This is a genomic window from Mesorhizobium sp. L-8-3 (genome assembly GCF_016756615.1).
Lineage (GTDB): Bacteria > Pseudomonadota > Alphaproteobacteria > Rhizobiales > Rhizobiaceae.
Genome location: NZ_AP023262.1, coordinates 2,588,525 through 2,607,502 on the forward strand (window position 1 = coordinate 2,588,525; position 18,978 = coordinate 2,607,502).

At 65.4% G+C, this 18,978-nt stretch carries 21 protein-coding genes; 13 read left to right on the forward strand and 8 right to left on the reverse strand.

From position 1 onward, the window contains the following. The first annotated feature begins 1 nt into the window (after position 1). The 8 genes from JN302_RS12230 to JN302_RS12265 all read left to right on the forward strand — a co-directional run bounded on the left by JN302_RS12230 (position 2) and on the right by JN302_RS12265 (position 8,513). Positions 2-1,765 carry a branched-chain amino acid ABC transporter ATP-binding protein/permease gene (locus JN302_RS12230; protein WP_202333029.1) on the forward strand — a complete coding sequence of 588 codons (1,764 nt, stop codon included), beginning with the start codon at positions 2-4 and terminating at the stop codon, positions 1,763-1,765. Next, positions 1,762-2,481, forward strand: coding sequence for an ABC transporter ATP-binding protein (locus tag JN302_RS12235; protein WP_202312437.1), 720 nt, complete (start codon positions 1,762-1,764; stop codon positions 2,479-2,481). The genes JN302_RS12230 and JN302_RS12235 overlap by 4 nt, the downstream gene beginning before the upstream one ends. Then, positions 2,478-3,665 carry a thiolase family protein gene (locus JN302_RS12240; RefSeq protein ID WP_244846302.1) on the forward strand — a complete coding sequence of 396 codons (1,188 nt, stop codon included), beginning with the start codon at positions 2,478-2,480 and terminating at the stop codon, positions 3,663-3,665. Before JN302_RS12235 ends, JN302_RS12240 begins: the two co-directional genes overlap by 4 nt. After that, complete coding sequence (locus tag JN302_RS12245; protein WP_202333030.1) at positions 3,662-4,918, forward strand: SDR family NAD(P)-dependent oxidoreductase; 1,257 nt, start codon at positions 3,662-3,664, stop codon at positions 4,916-4,918. Before JN302_RS12240 ends, JN302_RS12245 begins: the two co-directional genes overlap by 4 nt. A 5-nt stretch (positions 4,919-4,923) precedes the next feature. Then, entirely contained in the window at positions 4,924-5,703 is a 780-nt protein-coding gene (locus JN302_RS12250; RefSeq protein ID WP_202333031.1) for a cyclase family protein, read from the forward strand. A gap of 1 nt (position 5,704) precedes the next feature. Further along, positions 5,705-7,306 carry an ATP-dependent acyl-CoA ligase gene (locus JN302_RS12255; protein ID WP_202312443.1) on the forward strand — a complete coding sequence of 534 codons (1,602 nt, stop codon included), beginning with the start codon at positions 5,705-5,707 and terminating at the stop codon, positions 7,304-7,306. Between the two features lie 8 nt (positions 7,307-7,314). Then, the gene (locus JN302_RS12260; protein ID WP_202312445.1) at positions 7,315-8,052 is read left to right on the forward strand and encodes an SDR family oxidoreductase; all 738 of its coding nucleotides are present in this window, start codon (positions 7,315-7,317) and stop codon (positions 8,050-8,052) included. A 101-nt stretch (positions 8,053-8,153) separates the two neighbouring features. Then, the gene (locus JN302_RS12265; RefSeq protein ID WP_202312447.1) at positions 8,154-8,513 is read left to right on the forward strand and encodes a hypothetical protein; all 360 of its coding nucleotides are present in this window, start codon (positions 8,154-8,156) and stop codon (positions 8,511-8,513) included. Here the strand turns inward: JN302_RS12265 and JN302_RS12270 are convergent, their stop codons facing one another. Beyond that, the gene (locus tag JN302_RS12270; RefSeq protein ID WP_202312448.1) at positions 8,514-9,029 is read right to left on the reverse strand and encodes a flavin reductase; all 516 of its coding nucleotides are present in this window, start codon (positions 9,027-9,029) and stop codon (positions 8,514-8,516) included. 110 nt (positions 9,030-9,139) lie between these two features. Further along, positions 9,140-10,291 (reverse strand): flavin-dependent monooxygenase, encoded by a 1,152-nt coding sequence (locus tag JN302_RS12275; RefSeq protein WP_202333032.1) that lies wholly within the window; start codon positions 10,289-10,291, stop codon positions 9,140-9,142. A gap of 333 nt (positions 10,292-10,624) precedes the next feature. Between JN302_RS12275 and JN302_RS12280 the strand changes: the two genes are divergently transcribed. Both JN302_RS12280 and JN302_RS12285 read left to right on the forward strand, forming a co-directional pair. Next, the gene (locus JN302_RS12280; protein WP_202333033.1) at positions 10,625-11,116 is read left to right on the forward strand and encodes a MarR family winged helix-turn-helix transcriptional regulator; all 492 of its coding nucleotides are present in this window, start codon (positions 10,625-10,627) and stop codon (positions 11,114-11,116) included. 291 nt (positions 11,117-11,407) lie between these two features. Then, positions 11,408-11,812: a baeRF12 domain-containing protein gene (locus JN302_RS12285; protein ID WP_202333034.1), complete on the forward strand. Its 405-nt coding sequence runs from the start codon at positions 11,408-11,410 to the stop codon at positions 11,810-11,812. 112 nt (positions 11,813-11,924) lie between these two features. Here the strand turns inward: JN302_RS12285 and JN302_RS12290 are convergent, their stop codons facing one another. Next, positions 11,925-12,320 carry a VOC family protein gene (locus JN302_RS12290; protein WP_202333035.1) on the reverse strand — a complete coding sequence of 132 codons (396 nt, stop codon included), beginning with the start codon at positions 12,318-12,320 and terminating at the stop codon, positions 11,925-11,927. Between the two features lie 82 nt (positions 12,321-12,402). Further along, positions 12,403-14,259 (reverse strand): sigma-54-dependent Fis family transcriptional regulator, encoded by a 1,857-nt coding sequence (locus JN302_RS12295; protein ID WP_202333036.1) that lies wholly within the window; start codon positions 14,257-14,259, stop codon positions 12,403-12,405. Between the two features lie 229 nt (positions 14,260-14,488). On the opposite strand from JN302_RS12295, the gene JN302_RS12300 reads away from it, so the two are divergent. Further along, positions 14,489-15,541 carry an NAD(P)-dependent alcohol dehydrogenase gene (locus JN302_RS12300; RefSeq protein WP_202333037.1) on the forward strand — a complete coding sequence of 351 codons (1,053 nt, stop codon included), beginning with the start codon at positions 14,489-14,491 and terminating at the stop codon, positions 15,539-15,541. A gap of 162 nt (positions 15,542-15,703) precedes the next feature. After that, complete coding sequence (locus JN302_RS12305) at positions 15,704-15,985, forward strand: ribbon-helix-helix domain-containing protein (RefSeq protein ID WP_202333038.1); 282 nt, start codon at positions 15,704-15,706, stop codon at positions 15,983-15,985. A 25-nt stretch (positions 15,986-16,010) separates the two neighbouring features. On the opposite strand, the gene JN302_RS12310 is transcribed toward JN302_RS12305, so the two are convergent. Genes JN302_RS12310 through JN302_RS12320 form a run of 3 tightly spaced genes read right to left on the reverse strand, consistent with a single transcriptional unit; the run spans position 16,011 to position 17,649 of the window. Further along, positions 16,011-16,184: a hypothetical protein gene (locus tag JN302_RS12310; protein WP_202312470.1), complete on the reverse strand. Its 174-nt coding sequence runs from the start codon at positions 16,182-16,184 to the stop codon at positions 16,011-16,013. Between the two features lie 20 nt (positions 16,185-16,204). Continuing rightward, entirely contained in the window at positions 16,205-17,329 is a 1,125-nt protein-coding gene (locus JN302_RS12315) for a WD40 repeat domain-containing protein (protein WP_202333039.1), read from the reverse strand. Beyond that, entirely contained in the window at positions 17,326-17,649 is a 324-nt protein-coding gene (locus JN302_RS12320; RefSeq protein ID WP_202333040.1) for a hypothetical protein, read from the reverse strand. Before JN302_RS12320 ends, JN302_RS12315 begins: the two co-directional genes overlap by 4 nt. A 74-nt stretch (positions 17,650-17,723) precedes the next feature. Between JN302_RS12320 and JN302_RS12325 the strand changes: the two genes are divergently transcribed. Next, positions 17,724-17,981 carry a hypothetical protein gene (locus JN302_RS12325; protein WP_202333041.1) on the forward strand — a complete coding sequence of 86 codons (258 nt, stop codon included), beginning with the start codon at positions 17,724-17,726 and terminating at the stop codon, positions 17,979-17,981. An 8-nt stretch (positions 17,982-17,989) separates the two neighbouring features. Here JN302_RS12325 and JN302_RS12330 read toward each other — a convergent pair whose 3' ends face one another. After that, positions 17,990-18,466 carry a hypothetical protein gene (locus JN302_RS12330; protein ID WP_202312478.1) on the reverse strand — a complete coding sequence of 159 codons (477 nt, stop codon included), beginning with the start codon at positions 18,464-18,466 and terminating at the stop codon, positions 17,990-17,992. Positions 18,467-18,978: the final 512 nt, after the last annotated feature.

The following is an 18,978-nucleotide window of genomic DNA, read 5'->3' on the forward strand; positions in this document are numbered from 1 at the left end:
CATGGTCAACATCCGTCTTGTCGCCAGCCTGGCTGCTGCTCTCGCGCTGATCCTCATGCCGTTCTTCGCGGGGACGTTCACCGTCACGCTGATGAACTATATCGGCGTCTATGCCGTGGCCGTGCTCGGCCTGGTGATCCTGACGGGCATCGGCGGCGTGACGTCCTTCGGCCAGGCGTCCTTCGTGGGCATCAGCGCCTATGCCAGCGCCTGGCTGACCGCCACGCAGGGTTTTTCGCCGTGGCTGGGGCTGCTGGTCGCCTGCGTGATCACGGGCGGCTCCGCCTTCGTCATCGGCGGCGTGACCCTGCGGCTCAAGGGCCATTTCCTGCCGCTGAGCACGATCGCCTGGGGCATCGCCATCTTCTATCTCTTCGGCAACCTGGAGGCGCTCGGTCGCTTCGGCGGGCTTTCGGGCGTGCCGCCGATAGCCCTCGGCCCTGTTTCCTTCGCTTCCAACGGCGCGATGTACTACCTCATCTGGATCACGCTGGGGCTTTGCATGCTCCTGTGCTCCAATCTTCTGCGGGCGCGCGAGGGCCGGGCCATCCGCAGCCTGCGCGGCGGCAAGCAGATGAGCGAAAGCCTCGGGATCAACACGTTCCGCATCCGCCTGGTCACCTTCGTGGTCGCGGCGCTGCTGGCGGCGATCTCGGGCTGGCTATATGCGCATATGAGCCGCTTCGTCAGCCCCGCGCCATTCGACGTGCGCGCCAGCATCGAATATCTGTTCATGGCGATCGCCGGCGGCCAGGGCTACATCGTCGGCGCGGTCGTCGGCGCCGCTGCGATCACGCTCGCCAAGAACTATCTGCAGGACATCCTGCCCGCCTTCACCCAGCATTCCGAGCAGATGGAGGTCGTGGTCTTCAGCGTGCTCTTCATCGTGCTGCTGCACCATGCGCGCGGCGGCATCGTCTCGCTGGTGCGGCGGTGGCTCCCCCGCCGCAAGCCGGCGCCGCCGGCCGCCGCCTCCGATATGGAGCGGCGCGAGATGCCGAAGGCGGGCACGCCGCTGCTCGAGGTCGAGGGGCTCACCAAGCGCTTCGGCGGCCTGGTCGCGGTCAACAACATGGGCTTCTCGATCCGTGCGGGCGAAATCCTCGCGCTGATCGGTCCGAACGGTGCCGGCAAGAGCACGATGTTCAACCTTATCGCCGGGGCCCTGCACGCCGACGAGGGAAAGATCACGCTTTTCGGCGAGGACATCAGCAAGGCGCCGTCGCGCAGGATCGCCGCCCTCGGACTCGCCCGCACGTTCCAGCACGTCAAGCTGCGGCCCAACATGTCATTGATCGACAATGTCGTCCTGGGCACCTATCAGCGCACCAAGGCAGGGTTCGTCTCAGGCGCCCTTGCGCTCGACAGGAACGAGGAGCGCATCGCCTATCACGAAGCCTATCGGCAGTTGAAGCGCGTCGGCCTGGGCGACAATCCGCATGAACTGGCGGGGAACCTCTCGCTCGGCGCGCAACGCATCCTCGAGGTGGCGCGCGCGCTCGCCGCCGACCCGGCGCTGCTGATCCTCGATGAGCCGGCCGCCGGCCTGCGCCGCATGGAGAAGCAGGCGCTGGCCGAACTCCTGCGCGCCCTGCGGGCGGAAGGCGTGACCATACTTTTGGTCGAACACGATATGGAATTCGTCATGAACCTCGTCGACCGGATCGTCGTCATGGTGTTCGGCTCGAAGCTGACGGAGGGAGCACCGGCCGCAGTGCGCGCCGACAGCCAGGTTCAGGAAGCGTATCTGGGTGGCGTCGCATGACAATCCTGCTCGACATCAACGACCTGCATATTTCCTACGGGCGCGTCGAAGCCGTGCGCGGCGTTTCCCTGGCCATGCAGCAGGGGCAGACCGTGACGGTCATCGGGCCCAACGGCGCGGGCAAGACCACACTGCTTGCCGCCATCGCCGGCCTGCTGCCCTCGCGCGGTGCAATGACCTATCGCGGCCGCGACCTGCAACGGCTCGAGGTCGAGGCGAGGCTCGAACAGGGCCTCTGCCTGGTGCCCGAAAAGCGTGAACTGTTCGGCGACATGACGGTGGCGGACAATCTCGTGCTCGGCGGCTACTGGCGCCGGAACGAGAAGGAGGCGATCAAGCGGGATCTCGATGCCGTCTATGCACGCTTCCCGCGGCTGGCGGAGCGCCGCGCCCAGCAGGCCAACACGCTGTCGGGCGGCGAGCGGCAGATGCTGGCGCTCGGTCGCGCTTTGATGGCCAAGCCCAGACTGCTCCTGCTCGACGAGCCGAGCCTCGGTCTCGCGCCGCTGATCGTGCGCGAGATCTTCGAGATCATCGCCTCGCTGCGCTCGACCGGCGTCTCGGTGCTGCTGGTCGAGCAGAATGCTCGCGCCGCGCTCGAAACGGCGGACTACGGCTATGTGCTGGAGACCGGCTCCATCGTCCATTCCGGCCCCGCGTCGGAACTCCTGCACGACCCGCGCGTTGCCGCGACCTATCTGGGTGGGCACTCGTGACCGACGATTTGACGACAACCTCTCCCGCCGCGGGCTATGACGACGTCGTTCTGGCGGCGCCCGTCAGCATTCCCTATCAACGCTATTCGATCAAAAGCGCGCATTGGTTTCTCGGGAAGGTGATGGCCGAGCTGCTTCGGCAGAGCGGCCTGCCGAAGTCGCGCCTCGACGGTCTGTGCGTGGCGAGCTTCACCATGGCGCCGGACACGGCCGTCGGCCTGACGCAGCAACTCGGCGTCACGCTGCGCTGGCTGGACCATATTCCGATGGGCGGCGCCAGTGCCCTCGTCTCCTTGCGCCGGGCGGCGCGCGCCGTCCAGTGCGGCGATGCCCGCATCGTGGCGTGCATCGCGGGCGACACCAATCAGGTCGATACGTTCCGCCAGAGCACGGCCAGCTTCAGCCGGGCCGCGCAGGATGCCGTCTATCCCTATGGCGGCGGCGGTCCGAATGTCAGCTTTGCTTTCCTGACCGCCTATTACATGCGCATGTTCGGCGCCAGGCCGGAAGACTTCGGCAAGCTGTGCGTGGCGCAGCGCGACAATGCGCTGCGGTTCCCATATGCGCTGTTCAGGAAACCGCTGACGCTCGACGAATATCTCTCCTCGCGCATCATCGCCGACCCCATCCGTCTCTTCGATTGCGTGATGCCATGCGCCGGCGCCGAGGGATTTCTCGTCATGCGGCGCGCCGAGGCCGAACGCGCGGGCCTGCCCTATGCCCGCCTGCTCGGCGCCGTGGAACGGCACAATCCCTTCCCCGACGATCCCATCCAGTATCGCGGCGGCTGGGCGCTCGATCGGGACGCGCTTTACCGGCAGGCTTCCATCGGCCCCGAGGACGTGGATGTCGTGGAGACCTATGACGACTACCCCGTGATCAACATGATCCAGTTCGAGGATCTCGGCTTCTGCAAGAAGGGAGAAGCTCCGGAATTCGTCCGGCGAAACACGTTCCATGGCGGCGGCTCGTTCCCGTTCAACACGTCGGGGGGCCAATTGTCGGTCGGGCAGGCCGGCGCGGCGGGCGGCTTCCTCGGCCTGGTCGAGGGGATTCGCCAGGTGACCGGCGCCCGGCTGGGCGCCCTGGTGGACGACGTCCAGCATGCTCTGATCAGCGGCTTCGGCATGATGAATTATGACAGAGGCCTGTGCAGCGGCGCGGCCATCCTGGGTGCGAAATGACCGTCAAAGCCAAGCGAAAGAATCCGATCCTGCGCACCCGCCAGGCGACGTTGCCGCCCATCGCGCGCAGCCGCGTCGCGCTCGGCATGACGGCGGGAGCGGCTGTCGGCACGCTCGAGCTGCAGGTGTGCGACGCATGCGGCGCCGTGCAATATCCCGCCACCGAGATCTGTCGCCAGTGCCTCGGCGACCAACTCACATGGCGCCGCCAGAACGGCGCGGGAGAGCTGATCAGCGAGACGCTGTCGCATGCCTCGCAGGAACTCTATTACCGCGAGCGCTCGCCCTGGCGGCTGGGGATGGTGAAGCTCGAAGCCGGCCCGACCGTCATGACGCATGTCGAGGCGAGCTGCCCTGCGGCGCCGACCCTCGTCCGCGTATCCGCCGCGCTCGATCGTGCCGGTCAGGCCACCCTGATCGCCAGCCCTCGCGAGGTCGCGCCCGACCTCGGCAGCGATCCGCGCCTGCGCGAGATGACCTGCGATCCCAAGGGCCGCAAGATCCTGGTGACCGACGGCAAGAGCCAGACGGGCCAGGCCGTGGTCCGCGCCTTGTCGGTCGCCGGGGCGGAACTGATCTGGGTCGGCAATGCCGAGCCCTGGAAGAACCCGCCGGGCTTTGCCGGCCTGAAGGATCTGCCGCAGGTCACGTTTGTGCCGCTCGACGTCACGGACAGCAGATCCGTGATGGAGCTTGCCGGCAAGATCGGCGGCAAGGTCGATATCGTCATCAACACGGCGGACCATCACCGGACCTTCGGCATTGCCGGGCGCGCCGGCGTGGAGAACGCGCAGTCCGAGATGGATGTCAATTATCTCGGCCTGTTGCGGCTCGCCCAGGCATTCGGGCCGGCCTTGCGCGGGCGCGCCGCCGACGGACGCGACAATGCCGTGGCATGGGTCAACCTTCTGTCGATCTTCGCGCTCTCCAGCTTCCCGCCGCAGGGCACCTATTCGGCGTCGCATGCGGCAGCGCTTTCACTGGCGCAGTGCCTGCGCGCCGATATGCGGCCGGCGGGCATCCGGGTGATCAACGTATTTTCCGGCCCCGTCGACGACGAATGGGCGCAGTTGATGCTGCCGCCGAAGGTCGCGCCGTCGGCGCTTGCCAATGCGGTGGTCGGCGCGTTGAAAGGCGCGGTCGAAGACGTCTATGCGGACCCGATCGCCAGGGATTGGCATGCGCGCTGGCGCGACGATCCGAAAACCCTCGAACGAGAACTGATGGTTGCGACGCCATCGAGCGCGGGCTGACACCGATGTTGCTTTCAGATCTTGCAGCGGCGATCGCACGGCGACAGATTCAGGTCGTCGACCTGACGCTGACGCTGACGCCGGATTTTCCAAGCATTTCGCTGCCCCCGGAAATGGGGATGAGCCGGCCGTTCCGGATCGAAGAGATTTCGCACTACGACGAACGCGGGCCGAGCTGGTACTGGAACAACATCTCCTTCGGCGAACATACGGGCACGCATTTCGACGCGCCGATCCATTGGATCACGGGGCGATATGTGCCCGATGGCGCGACGGACACGATTCCGCCCGAGAATTTCATCGCGCCGGCCTGCGTCATCGATTGCTCCGGACAGGCCGCGGCGGATCCTGACTATCTGCTGACCGTCGAGGCGATCACCGAATGGGAGCAGCGGCATGGCCGCATCCCTGCCGGCAGCTGGGTGCTGATGCGGACGGACTGGTCGAAGCGCACCGATCCCGTGGCTTACCAGAACTACGACGAGGAAGGGCAGCACACGCCCGGGCCCGACGTGGCCGCGGTCAGGTTCCTCGTGGACGAACGCGACGTGATCGGCTTCGGCACCGAAACCATCGGCACGGACGCCGGCCAGGCTGCGCATCTGACCCCGCCCTACCCATGCCACAGCTATATGCACGGCGCCGGCAAATACGGTCTGCAATGCCTCGCAAATCTCGACCTGCTGCCGCCGACGGGCGCCCTGATCGTGGCTGCTCCGCTCAAGATCGAACGGGGCAGCGGCAGCCCGCTGCGCGTCCTCGCCCTGGTCGAAAGGGAGGTTTGAGATGAGCCGCGCATCCCAGGCCTTCATGCCCAGCGAGCGAACGCTTCAGACGATGCTGGACCGGCAGGCGGCGCGGTACGGTAGCCGGCCCCTGGTCGTCACCGATGAAGGAAGCTGGACCTTTTCGCAGACACTGGAGGCGGCCGCCAGGGCCGGCGCGGCACTGGCCGCGGCCGGCGTTACCCGGGGCGATCGCGTCGCGATCCTGAGCGGCAACCGGCTAGGCTTCCTCGAGCTCGTCCTGGGCTGCGCCTGGCTCGGCGCCGTCTACGTGCCGATCAATACCGCGTCCAAGGGCCCTCAGATCCAGTACATCCTCGGCAATTGCGGCGCGAAGCTTCTGGTCATCGAGCCCGACCTTCTGCCGGCCCTCAATGCCGCGGATCTCTCGGCCCTGCCCCTCGAGACGGTCCTGCTCATCGGCGAGGGCACGGGCGATGCCGCAATACAGGGACGGCCATGCCGCGCCTACATCAGCGGCGACCAGGCGATCGATGCCATGCCGGTACGGCCCGGCGACACGATGGCGATCCTCTATACGTCGGGAACGACCGGCCCCTCCAAGGGTGTCTGCTGCCCCCATGCGCAATATTTCTGGTGGAGCGCGCATTCGGCCGAGGCGCTCGGCGTCACGGAAGCCGACGTGCTGTTCACGACGCTTCCGCTGTTTCACATCAATGCGCTGAACACGTTCGGCCAGGCGCTGCTCACCGGCGCGACCTATGTCCTTGAGACCCGGTTTTCGGCGTCCGCCTTCTGGGCCACGGCAATCAGGCACAAGGCGACCGTGGCATATCTGCTTGGCGCAATGGTGCCGATCCTGATGGCACGGGACCCCAGCCCCGCGGAGCGCGAACACGCGATCCGCATCGCGCTCGGGCCGGGCGTGCCGGCGACCATGCAGGAGCCGTTCAGGGACCGCACCGGCATCTCCCTGCTCGAAGCCTACGGCTCGACCGAAACCAATTTCGTCCTCGGCCGAGGCCTGGACGACCAGAAGCCGGGAACCATGGGCCGGCTGCGCGACGGCTTTTCGGCGCGCGTCGTCGACGAGGACGACAATGAGGTCGAAGACGGCAAGGTCGGCGAGCTCGTCCTCAGGGCCGACGAGCCGTTTGCTTTCGCAACCGGCTATTTCGGCATGGACGACAAGACCGTCGAGGCCTGGCGCAATCTCTGGTTCCACACGGGCGACCGCGTGGTGCGGGACGCCGAAGGCTATTTCAAGTTCGTCGACCGCCTGAAGGAAGCCATCCGGAGGCGCGGCGAGAACATCTCTTCCTACGAGGTCGAGCAGGTGCTGCTCAGCCATCCGCAGGTCGAGGCGGCGGCGGTCTATCCCGTTCAATCCGAGCTGGCCGAAGACGAGGTCATGACCGCGATCGTCCGCCGGCCCGGCGCGACGTTCGACACGATCGACCTGATGAAGTTCTGCGAGACGCGCCTCCCTTACTTCGCCGTACCCCGCTACGTGACTTTCCTGCCGGACCTGCCGCGCACCGAAAACGGCAAGGTCCAGAAGTTCAAGCTTCGCGAAGACGGCGTCACCGCGCTGACCTGGGATCGCGAGGCGCACGGTTACCGCATCGAACGGCGCAGATGAGGTCAGTCATGGATCGGCAAACGGCATTCATTACCGGCGCGGCGCAGGGCCTGGGCGCCGATATCGCAAGGGCGCTCGTCGCATCCGGCCGCAACGTCGTCCTTTGCGACGTCAGCCCCTCGGTCACCGAGACGGCGCAGCAGATCGACCCAAGCGGCGCCCGTGCGGCGGCCATCCAGTTCGACGTTCAGGACGAGCAGGCGTTCCAGCAGGCATTCGATTCAGCGGTCGCGAAATTCGGCTCCGTCGAAGTGATGGTCAACAACGCCGCGCGAACCGCCATGCGCTCCATCTGGGATATTTCCGCGGAGGAATGGGACAGCGTGCTGGCCGTCAATCTGCGGGGGACCTTTTTCGGCTGCCGGATCGCCGGCCGGCATATGCGCCAACGCGGCTATGGCCGCATCATCAACATGTCGTCGATCGCCGGCCAGCAGGCCAGCCCCGCGACCGGCGCGCACTACGCGGCTTCCAAGGCCGGCATTCTCATCCTGACCAAGGCCTTTGCGACGGAATTGGCGCCGCATGCCATCACCGTCAACGCGATCACGCCTTCCGCCATCTCCAGCCCGGCGGTCGCCAGCGCTCCGCCGGAAAAGATCGCCGCCGTCGTCAAGACGATCCCGGCCGGGCGATTGGGGCAGCCCGGGGAAGTCAGCTCCGCGGTCGTCTATCTGGCGTCGGAGGCGGCCGGCTACATCACCGGCGCCACGCTCGACGTCAATGGCGGCCGGCTGATGCGGTGACACGCAGCAGGTTCTTGATTTAGCGCATGTCTTTTCCCGAGACCGCCGCATAGTTTCGGAAGACATGCCTGGCTCATCTGAAAGAGGAATGGGAACAGGCCATGAGTGAAGCAAAACCGATCCGGACGCTCTTCTGCATCGCGGTGCATCAGAATTTCTTCGATCTCCCCTTCGACCAGATCGGCATGGTGTGGAAGGGTTTCGAGGCCATGATGAAGGGCATCGCGGCGCTGCCGGGAGTCACCGTGCTCGGGACGCTCGACGACGACGAGACGATGGTTGGAACGTCGCCGACAGGCTTCCCCTGGACCTGCTACATCATGGCCGATTGCCCCGACCGCGAAACGGTCAAGGCAGCCTGCAACCTGTTTCGCACGATCGAAGTGGGCGAGCACCGCCTGTGGCGCTACATGCGCGTCGAAGCACGCATGGGCCGCGCGCTCCAGATCCCGGAGCTTTGATCAGGAGGCGGGAAGCGGCCGGCCGTCGCTTCCCGCCACCATCGGATGGTACTTGCGGTCGAACCAGATCAAGGTCTCTGCCGGCCCGTCGGCAAGCAGGACCGATTCCACCCGGGCGTAGAAGACCGAGTGGCTGCCGATGGCGCGTCTTTCGACGATGCGGCAATCGAAGGCGGCAACGGCGTCGGCGAGAACCGGAGCGCCGGTAGCGAGCCTGATCCACTCGCCTGCGGCGAAGCGATCCTCTCCCTCCCGCCCTGCAAAGGCATCGGAAAGGCGGGTATGGCGCCCCGCAAGCACGTTCACGCACAGGTTTCCATTGCCGTTGAAGACGTCATGGGACCGGTTGTCGCGATTGACGCAGACAAGCAGAGTCGGGGGCGTGTCCGTGATCGAACAGACCGCCGAGGCCGTCATGCCGTGACGCCCTTCCGGCCCTTCCGACGTGATGATGTTGACGGCTGCGCCGAGACGGCTCATGCCCTGTCGAAATCGAAGCGCGCTCTCGTTGTTCATGATCGTTCTCCTCCCGGGAGCATTGCCGCTTTCCCCGATCCGCGGGAATGCTCCATTTCCTTGATCCTGTGCGATTCCGGAACCGCTGCACGCCCTTTGCCGCAGGCGCGTCAGGGATAGCCGGCCGGCGTCGGCTGCGCCAACATTCCGGCCCCCGCGGATGTCCAGGTCCCGGTCCCGAGGAATGCGTGCTGCGCGACGGAGGCTGCATCGATCATGCAACGCGCCAGCACATGGCCGCGCTGGATGGCGCTGCTGCCGCCCATGAAGAACGCCATCTGGGCCACTGCCGCACCCTCCTGCGCGGCCTGCGTTGCCGCCAACCGGAGCATGACGCGCTCCTGATGGCCGATCTCGTCTCCGGCGAGAACGCGCTGCCAGCTGTTGTCGATCGTTTCGTAGAAGAACGCCCGCGCGCTGCGCAGCCGGGCTTCCGCCTTGCCGAGCTCGGCCTGGATATAGGGGCGCGCGCCAATGGTCGGAGCGCCGGTGATCGAGGGCTTCTCGAGCGCCTCGCGATGCAGCCAGTCGAGCGCCTCGCGCGCCGTGCCGAGGCCGACGACGGCCAGCACCTGCGCTGCCAGCGCCATGGACGGGAAACGGAAGATCGCATGGTCGAGCTGCGGTTTCGACCCGCGCACGAATGTCCAGCTTTCGGGAACGACGACGCCGTCGGCCACGATGTCGTGACTGCCGGTGGCGACGAGGCCGACCGTTTCCCATGTGTGGCGGATCGAGATGCTCTGGCGCGGCATCAGCGCCATGCGGGGCAGGCCTGAAGGCTTGCCTTCGTCCTCGATGCTGATGCCGGCGCCGATCAGCGATGCGCCCATGCAGCCGGAGCAGTAGGGCCAGCGGCCCGAGACCTTGAAGCCGCCGGTCACCCTTTCGGCGCGCTGCGGCGGAAAGATCGCGCCGGCGAAGACCGTATCGGGATCCTTGCGATAGATCTCGTTAAAGACATCCGGCGGCAGCGCCGCCAGATAGATGGTCGACACGCCGAAGCTCGCGACCCATCCCGTGGACGCGTCGGCGGTCGACAGCAGTTCGATCGTCTCGAGAAATTCGCCCGGCGAGAGCTCGTCGCCGCCGAGTTTCCTGGGAACGAAGGCGCGATAGATGCCGGCAGACTGGAGCTTCCGCACGATGTCCGGGGGGACATAGGTCAGTTTCTCGAATTCGTCCCGGCGCTCCCGGATCTCGTCGAGCAACGGAATGATCGTCGGATTCTTCAGATGCGGCGCCGTCGATCCGTGAAGCATGCTGTTTCCTCCTGGGCAGCAATCAGAACCGGTAGTCCTCAAATTGCGGTAATTTTCACGTAAAGTTGCAGTGACGTCAAGTCGCGATTAGAGGAATTTTACTGTATTGGGAGGCTTCTAGTGTCATCTGCGAGTGGGGTGAAGATCGCCGTCGAAACGGCTGCGCCCGACCAAATCACCGGGGCCGATCGGCTGCCGGTCCGACACGTTGACCGTCTTCCGGCTTCATGCCAGAGGTGCCGGCCTACAGCATGCCGCGTGAAAAAGGATTCATGCGGCATGCTGTAGATTCTTGATTTTGCGCATGTCTTTATCCCGCGGGCGGATGTCTGGATGCAGGACGAAAAGAAGAACACCCGGTCTTTTCCGCCGATGCGCGACTGGCCCTACTATTGGATCAGCCGGGTCAATGCCCAGTATGCACTTGTCCTGGAACAGCAGCTCAAGCCGCAAGGCATCAACCTGTCGCGCTGGCGCGTCCTGTCGTCACTCTACGAATATGGCAGCCTTGGCGTATCCGAAATCGCGGATTTTGCCATTCTCCGCCTGAACACCACCACCAAGGTCGTCCAGAAGATGGCGGCTGAAGGACTGGTCAAGACGCAGGTCAGCGCGAGCGATGCGCGTATCACCCAGGTGAGCCTCACGGAAGAAGGCCGCCGCCAGGCGGTGTTCGCGAGAGCCGTTGCCCAGAAGATACTCGAGGCGTCATTCAGCGACGTATCGAAAGCCGATCGCGAGCGGCTCAACAAGACACTGGATCGCGTCGCTATGAGGCTGACGGCGATGTCGGACGGTGGCCCCGAACCGGACGATGCCGGATAAGACGGGACATCGGGACGGCCCTGCCGTCCGAAGCCTTTTTCCGTTCCGGGAGCGCGCAACGCTGTCGAAATCCCTCCGGGCGCTTTCGGCGGCTATTTCCGTCGCCGAAGCGGAACTGCCGGCAGCCGGCCCGCGAGGGCTCGGCGGATTCGCTCGTTCCCACATACCATGCTTCGGCTGCAACGCTCCGCCGCACCGGCGGGGGCATTTGATGCGGATCAAGGCGACCGCCGGCGGGATGGCCGAAAGCAAGGCGCGGATTTCGAACCCGCTACGAACAGGAGAAGACGAATGATACTGCCGAACGATGCGACCGTTGCCGTAGCCGACGGAGAGAGGCTGCGCCTGTTCCGCAACAAGGCGGCCGAGCCGCATGTCAGGCTGGTTGCCGTCGAGACGCCGGAGCTGGCGGCCGTCAATGCCGGATCCGGGCTGCGTCACAGGAGCAGCGCCGCCAATCCCGACGACACGCGCCAGAGCGAGGACGGCTTTGCCGCAGCCGCAACCGACCATCTCAACCAGCAGGTGCTGGCAGGAGCCGTCGGGCCGCTCTTCGTGATCGCCGATCCGAGGACGCTCGGCGAAATGCGCCGGCACTATCATGCCGAGCTCAGGTCGCGGCTGGTCGGCGAGCTCGCCAAGGACCTCGCCGGTCATGGCGTCGAAGCGATCGAAGCCACGCTGACCAAGGCTTGAACCGGCGCCCGTTCGGGTCCGATGGGGGAGGGCGACCTGAGCGGGACGCCGCGGCCGTATGGCCACCCGTGGCCTTGGAGATGGTTACAGCGTCTGGCAGTGCCCGGTGCGGCTATCGGTAACGGCCGTGCCGCTGCAACACCTCGATCTGATAGCCGTCGGGGTCGGCGACGAAGAAGAAGCGGGCAAGCAGAACGCCGTCCCGGTCAAGTTCGACCACCTTGCGCGGGGCCAGGCCGGCCTCGGTGAAACGGGCGTGTTCGGCGTCGAGATCGTCGGTACAGAAGGCGATGTGCCCGTCGCCGTCGCCTAGCGAATAGGGCTCGGTGCGCCCCTTGTTGATGGTGAGTTCAATCTCGAAGTCGGCCTCGGCGTTGCTGAGATAGACGAGGGTGAAACTGTCGAACTCAAAACGTGCCGCGACCGACAGCCCGAAGGCGCGTTCGTAGAAATCGAGTGACCGCTTTTCGTCGAGCACCCGGATCATGCTGTGTATTGCCTTGGCCATGTTTTCCTCTTCGGGCGTTTCGGGCAGAGCCCGGATCATGCCCGGGCCGGGGTCGGCTGGGTGGTATCCCGCTACCGGCCGCTCATCGGACGTGCTTGTAGACGGTGGTACGGGAGAGGCCAAGCAGCCGGGCGGTCTTCGAGACGTTCGCGCCCGAGGCGCGAAACGTGCTTCTGATCTCGCGACACCGGTGTCGGCTCATGGGATGGTCGCGGCAATCGTCGCAACTGTCGTGGGGCACCTCCTCGCAGTCCGCAAATGACGCCTCGTCGACAAATTCGAGGTGTCGCCGCACCAGCGCGCGCTGCAGGACCGAATGAAGCTCGCGGATGTTGCCCGGCCAGTTGCGCTGCGACAGCCGCGCGATCGCGGCATCGGTGATCGCCTTGCCCGGCGCGATCTTCTGCATGAGATGCTGGACGATCATGGCGAAGTCCGATCTGGAGCGCAGCGGCGGCAGGCGAACTGTGTAAGCGTTGAGCCGGTAGAGCAGATCGGCACGGAATTCTCGCGCCGCAACCATCTCCTCGAGGTTCCGGTTGGTTGCAGAGACAATCTGCACATCGACCTTGTGCGTCTTCTGTCCGCCGACCGCGCGCACCTCCATGCTGTCCAGGAAACGCAGGAGAGCCGTTTGCGCGGCCGGTGGAATGTCGGCGACCTCGTCGAGAAACAGCGTGCCACGATCGGCAGCGCGGGCGAGCCCTGGCGCACCCTCGGCGCGCGCATTGGTGTAGGCGCCGCGCTCATGGCCGAATATCTCGGCGATGAAAAGCGCTTCGGGCACCGCGCCGCAATTGAGCGCCACGAATTCGCCCTTGCGGCCGCTGAGCCCGTGGACATGGCGAGCCATCAATTCCTTGCCGGTGCCGGTCTCGCCCGTGATGTGAACCGGCATGCGCAGGGCCGTGGCTTCGGCGAGATCGGCCATCTGCCGCTTGAGGAGGGGATCGTCGCAAACGAAGTCCGGTGCGTCGGGCGATCCAATCAGTGCCGGCTGCGCGCCCGCCGGATGCCGTGTTTCGGCGATGCTGCGTCGGCCGATCTGGCGACAGACCATGAACACCCCGCTGCCGGCGCGATCGCGTATGCGGATGACGCCGCCATTGAGAAGCCCGTCCATCGTCGAGCCGAAGCCGGCGTCGAAGAGCGCGTCGAAATGGACCCCGAGCGCAGTCGGCAGCCCGGCCAGCAGATTGGCCCCCTGGCGGTTGAGCGACAGGACCTCGCCGTCCCGGGAGACGGCAACGAGACCGGCTGACAGCGTGTCGAGAAATTCCATACGCGGATGGAAGGCGAAGATGAAATTCCGGGAGCGCTCCTGGAAGATCAGGCCGTTCTCGATCTGCGCGGCTGCCATCCTGACCAGCGCATGGGTGTGCTGCTGACGGGCCTCCTCGGAGCAGGAAGCGTCGAGCAGTCCCAGTGTCCGGCCGGCGGCATCGAGGATCGGTGCGGCCATGCAGCTCAGGTGACCGTGGCAGGAGAAATAGTGTTCCCGACCGTAGATGGCGGTTGGCTCGCGCCGCAAGGCGGCGAGGCCGAGTGCGTTGGTGCCGCGTTCGCTCTCGTTCCAGACGCTGCCGGGAATGATGGAGCGGCCTGCCGCACTTTCCGCGAAACGCTGGTCGCTGATCGTGTCGAGCACCACGCCGTCGGCATCACCGAGTGCGATCATGAAGTTCGAACCCGCGATCTGCGTGTGCAAGAGCTGCATTTCGGCGAGCGCCAGACGGCGGAGCGCGGCATTGGCTTGCCGCCGGCGGTTGACGTCGGCGAACGCGATCACGCTGCCCTGCGGCGTGGCGCGTGGATCAAGGCCGAGGTCGCGGCAGCGCTGCCAGCTTTCGGCGACGGCCGGCGACAGTGCGCCGGCTGGAACGCGGTCGCCGCGTTCCAGCGCTGCTCGGGCTCGATCAATTCCGGACGGGTGCTGCATGGTTCCTCCCAAGCGCGTTTGCGGGCCGAAAAACCCGGCCAGGACAATGGATCCGCGATAGCCACAAACTGAACAGTTCTTTCGCGCGACCGTTCAGCCGCCGAACAGGCGCCTGTCGGTCCGTATCAATCAAATGTTTGATTCTATTAATTTTCTTTGGTTGGCACGTGGCTTGCGAAACAATGGGATGAAGGCCGGATCGAGGCCCCCGGCCGCAAGGGAGAGAGCAATGAAAGCGCAGGTTCTGACCAGCTACGACGACAGCCTGAAGGCCGACCAATGGGTGTCGCTCCAGGATGTGCCCGACCCGAAGATCACCAAGTCGACCGACGTCATTGTGCGCATCGGCGGCGCCGGCGTGTGTCGCACGGACCTGCATATCATCGAGGGCGTCTGGCGCCCGCATATGGACCCGAACGGCAACGGATTGCTGCCGCTGATCATGGGGCATGAAAATGCCGGCTGGGTCGAAGCCGTGGGCAAGGAGGTCGAAGGCATCAAGGTCGGCGATCCGGTCATAGTCCATCCCAAGATCTCGGGCGGCACGTGCTTGGCCTGCCGCCGCGGCTTCGACATGCATGGCCCAGGCACGTTCCCCGGGCTCGACTGCAACGGTGGATATGCCGAGTATCTGTGCACCTCCGAACGCAACATCGTACCGCTGCCCAGGACGCTGGCGCCCAAGGAAGTCGCGCCCTATGCCGATGCCGGCCTGACAGCCTATCGCGCAGTCAAGAAGGCGACGCGCCACCTCTTGCCGGGCGAGAGCTGCGTCGTCATCGGCGCCGGCGGCCTCGGCCACATCGCCGTCCAGTGTCTCAAGGCGATGTGCGCGGCCGACGTCATCGTCGTCGACAAGTCCGAAGCTTCGCTGGCGCTCGCAGCCAAGATCGGGGCGGACAGTCGGGTCATGGCCGACGGCAACGAGGTCGAGGCGGTACTGTCGCTGACCGACGGCCAGGGCGCGGAAGCGGTGATAGACTTCGTCGGCGAGCGTGGCACCACCGCCAAGGGCCTCGCCATGACGCGGCCGATGGGCAGCTACTATGTCGTCGGCTATGGCGAGGACATCCGCGTGCCGACCGTGGACATGGTGATCACCGAGAAGAACATCATCGGCAACCTGGTCGGCACATGGGCCGAACTGGTCGAACTGATGGCGCTCGCCGATCGCGGCCTGGTCGACCTGACGACGGTCGAATACCGGCTCGCCGACGCCAACCGGGCGCTGCACGATCTCAACAACGGAAGGATCCACGGCCGCGCCGTGCTTGTTCCCTAGGCGCGCGCCCCAGCGAGGCCGACAGCCTCGCTGGGTGTCGAGCCGTCTCGCTGGCGGCGGCTCCGGCGGCGGGTCGACGTTGCAACAGCGTCTGGCGACGGGTGCCGCGGGGGCGTTTGGAGACGAGAACCCGGGAGGATGACGCAGATGGGAGGGACGGATATGTGCCGCGTCTTGGCGACACAGGACCCGCGGCGGTTCCAGCCGGTGAGTCGCTCGCTTCGGATCGCCGGTCATTCCACCAGCATCCGGCTGGAATCCGCATTCTGGAGCGTGCTCGACGAGATCGCCCGCGGCGAAGGCCTGTCGACCTCCAAGTTCATCTCGGCATTGCATGACGAGGCGATCGAATTGCATAACGGCGTGTCGAACCTCGCTTCCATGTTGCGGACGGTCTGCCTGCTCCATCAGTCGGAGCGGGCCGGGCGGCAGGCTCCGGCTTGAGCCCGCCGCAATATCGCTGCATCGGCTAGTTCGACCTGGCCTCGCCAATCCGGTTTTCGGCGATCCAGCGCGCGGCCAATACCAGCGCACCCATGCTGAAATCCTTGCCATGCTTGGCCACCATCTGCTCGGACAGCTTTGCGAGTTGCTGGAAGAACTCGTCCTTGCTCTGTTCTTCGGCGGTGAGTTGCGTCTGCATTGTCTCCTCCTGACTGCGGGCTACTTGAATATTTGCGGCGGGAAGGTGACGATCGCGGCAGTGCCGCCCGCGTCTCCGACTGCGAGGTGTCTGCCGTCCGGTGACCAGGCAAGCGCGGTGATCGCTCTGCCCGATGCCCTGACCGGCATCTCGTCGCGCCGGCCGATCTGGGCGATCACGACCTGGCCATTGGCGTAGCCGGCCGCCACCATCTCCCGTTTCGGATGCGCCGCTACCGCCTCCACCAGCACCAAGCCGGGGCGCCCGGTGACAAGCGCGCCATGGTCGTCGACACCTGGCGACGGCTTCATGGACCAGGCCGCGATGCGGAACGCGCCGGATGCGACGACCGCATTCGCGGGACCACTCCAGGCCAGCATGCGCACCGGGGCGGGGAAGTCACCGAACGTTTCGACCCGTCCGCTCTCCAGATCGACCAGACCGAACCCGCCGCCCTCCAGGCTGCAGGCAAGCGTCTTGCCCTGCGCATCCCAGCGCAAGGTGCGGGGGCGCGAGGGCAGGCCGATTTCCCGCGGCGCCGCAGCCGACCCTTCCAATCGCCAGACCGACAGACCATCGGCATAGGAGGCGGCAATCCGGCTCCCGTCCGGAGATATGGCGAGCGCCTCGATCCGAGAGCCCGGGCCGCGCCCGTAGCGGGCGATCGCTCCTCGTCCGCGTGACAGATAGAGCTGGTCGCCATCCGTCGCGGCGATGATGCCGGTTCGCGGCGAATGCTCGACCGCGACAACCGGACCTTCCGTCCTGAACAGCGTGCATTCCACCTCCCCGGAGCGGCTGAGGCTGAGCACGTCGCCGGTTCCGCCGCCGCAGACGAATCCCGACTCGCGATGGGTCGCCAGCGGGGCGCCGCGATCGCGGCGAATTGCGGCGGAGATGATCGGAGCCGGCGACTCTTTTCGCGGCCTGATCGTCGTCTGGCCGAGGTCGGCGCTGACCCTGATACGTGCTTCCGGCGGCTCGGCATCGACGGTCGGCGCGATGGCGACGCTGCCGTCGGCCTCCGCGAACCCCACGGCCGAGCCGTCGATGCTGAAACATATTCCGGCGATGGCTGAAGGACGCTGCCAACTGCGCGCCAGAAGATCGAAAAGCGTAAGGTTGCGGATCGATTGCTGATTCATGTGTTCTTCCTCCCGTCCGGCGCCATTGCAAGCAGGCGGTCGATCTCGGTGACTTCCTGTTCGACTTCGGCGATCCGGTCGTTGCATTCGCCCAGCCGGACCTGGATTGCCGCGGCGTGCTCTTCAGCCTCATGCAAGTCTTGCACCAGTTCCGTGCGGGCGCCCGTTTTGGCGGCTTCGAGTTCGAGCCGGAGCATCTCCATCTCGGCTCCGGCGAGCATCTGGACGAGTCTCAACGCTTGTGCGTTGAATGCCGAGACTTCGCCGACCAGGGTCAGGCGGCGTTCGAGAAGATCGACCGAGGAGGCTTGATCGCTCATCGCGAACCCCTATCGTCAGGGCACGTCTGCAGAGGCAGGCTGTGCTTTGCAGCCAAAGGTGAGGCGACGCCGGGATGTTCGATATGATCGGCAAGCAGTTCTTCAGCGCGCTCGGCGAAGCGATCGAACGCCGGTTGGGGCGCGACCATCCATGCTTCGCTGCGGTCGATCGCGTGGCGAACGATGCGGGCGCGACGGCTGAAGCGCAGGCCGCACTTGCCGCGCTCGATCCGGATATGGCGGAAAGGCTGATGGCGGATGCGCACAGGGCGCTGCGCGAAAGCCCGGCGTCGATCCTTGGCGCATGGCGGGGCGCTGGCTTGCGACACTGAGCGGGCTCTCACTGGCCGTCCTCCGCGGAGGCCGGCGTCGAGGTCTCCCAGGCGGAAAGCAGGTGGGGCAGGCCGGGAACCTGTGATCTGAATTGCCTTTCCGCTGCCTCGATATGGCTCTTGAGGTCGTCCCAGATGTCGACGCGCAGCAGCGAGGTGGCGTCGCCCAGCAGTTTCTCGATCTCGTCGACATGGAATTGGCGCGACAGCGAGACGCCTGAAAAGACGAAGTCGCGCAACACGATGGCGTGGCGCTCGATGAAGGCATGAATCATCGGATGGGTTTGCCGGGTCATGCCGCCAGAGGCCATCTCGGCTTCGATGAAGTCCTGGAAGTGGCGCTGCAGACGGTGCTGGCTCTCGCCCAGGAACCGCATCGTGAAGATCAGGTCGCGCGGCATCAGGCGCACCAGGTCGGTGGTCACATCCTGGCTCCAGTCATGCGGCTGGGCGGGCTGAGGCGGCAGTCCATCCTTGTCGGTCATGGTCATTTCCAGATGAGGCGGCGAGCCACGCTCGCGGTACCGGGTAGATACTCCAAATATCAATTGGTGTCGATCATTGCTTTTTGTGCAAATGCTAAGAAGAAATGTTGCAGGAGCGAAATATAAATACAGTTACATTTGTAAATTACGAATGTAAAGGAACGTTACAATTTTGCCGCAACGGTCCTTTGCCGATTGTCACGGAGCCGCGATTTGGCGGTACGACAAGCGTTTGGTCGAGTTGGCACGACCCTTGCTTCATCCCTTCGTATAAGAAGCCCGCCGCGCATCGACGCGGTGCCACAAGAACGAAGGAATGGAGGAGACAGGTTTTCGGTCGGTCCGTTCGACGGCGCGCCAGCGATGCGGGCCGAGTCGGCGGGCAGCCGAAGGGCTCTTCCGACACCTTTGCCGTGATCCACTTGAACGGCTGGCCACGGGTCGCGCCTGACGGCGCCACCCTTCGGCGCGCCGCTCGAACTTCAACTGGCGGTGATGTGTGCCGCTTCCTG